The organism is Litorimonas sp. (genome assembly GCA_029936425.1).
In the GTDB taxonomy this organism is placed as follows: Bacteria; Pseudomonadota; Alphaproteobacteria; order Caulobacterales; family Maricaulaceae; genus Litorimonas.
Window position 1 is genome coordinate 1 of sequence record JAPYSU010000136.1, and the last position, 1,232, is coordinate 1,232.

At 60.4% G+C, this 1,232-nt stretch carries 1 protein-coding gene; it reads right to left on the reverse strand.

Annotated elements, in window-relative coordinates; translation table 11 throughout:
- Positions 1–1,232: hypothetical protein (locus ACN0IC_RS15565; RefSeq protein ID WP_416879661.1), on the reverse strand; the 1,232-nt coding region annotated here is incomplete at both ends.

Below are 1,232 nucleotides of genomic sequence, written 5' to 3' on the forward strand. Positions count from 1 at the left end.
GGTGTACTCCACGGTCTTCCACGGTTTGCTGATGCCGCCGGTGGTAGTGAGATGATGGCTTACTGGCCTTCCCTCGAGTCCCAGCAGCTTGGCATAGTCCTTGCAGACCATGTTGACGTTGGACCCGTTGTCCCAGAAGGTGGCAGCTGGGCGAGGCGCGTTCTCCACCATCACGAACTGGACTTGCAGCAGCGTGTGGGCGGCGTTCTCCTCCCCGTGGTTCACCGGCCTAACATTAGGCTTCTTGGCGGTGGCTGACACGGCATTGCAGTAACGGATCTGCATCCCGTGCAGCATGGAGTGATGCATGACCCCGCAGGGTCTCCCGTTCACCTGCTCCTGACAGGATTCGTAAGGCTTCCCCTTGGAGTTGGCCTTGCAGGTGTCGCGCTTGTGGTTGCCGGTCCCGTCCAGGCACATGACGCAGCCCTGGATCCTCTCCAGAGCCGCGGCGCGCTCGGTAGGTGTCATCCTCCGGAAGGCAGGACAACACATGAGCCGCGATGCAGGTTTTGGCCCGGACGGGGTGTTGTAGCTGTGGCGCTCTTGGCAGACTGGACAGCCGGGTTTCCCTGACTGGCCATCGTTGTGATGAGTGTTCTTGCCGGGCTTCTTGGGCTTGGGACAATCCATGCTCTTGTGGTTCTTGTCCCCGCAGTTGTAGCAGGCAGACTTCCTGGGGCCCGAGTCAGACTTGTTGTCCTCAGGCTTCTTGGTGTCGACCTTCTCCTCGGCGAGTGTCTCGCCCTCGATCTTGGTGAGGCGGCGCATCAGCACCCACTCCTCATCCATGAAGGCGCAGAAGTTGCGGTAGGCACCACGGTGGATGTTTGCTGGAGCCCCGGAGGACACCACGTAGCGCTTCCTGGAGTCCTTGGATGGCAGCTTCTTGACCATCTTGTCGATTGTGGGCTCGTGGTCCAGGACATTGAGCTTCCCGATCTCGGTCAGGTCATTCTCGGCCTTCCTCCAGGCGCGGTGTAGCTCCAAGAACTTGTCGGGTTCGTTGCGCGCGTTCTTGGTGAACTTGAAGGCCTCGAGCTCGCTGGTGATGTCGGTGACTGCCTCCATGGGCTTCCCGTACTCCTCGTCCAGCAGCTCCCAGACCTCGGCCATTGTCCGCATGTTCTTCAGCTCTGGCTCGAGACAGCTTGGTAGACATTTGCAGATCTCCCGCAGCTGTTGAGGCTGAGGGTAGTGAGGCGCGACGGTCTCCAGCCAGTCTCTGCGGA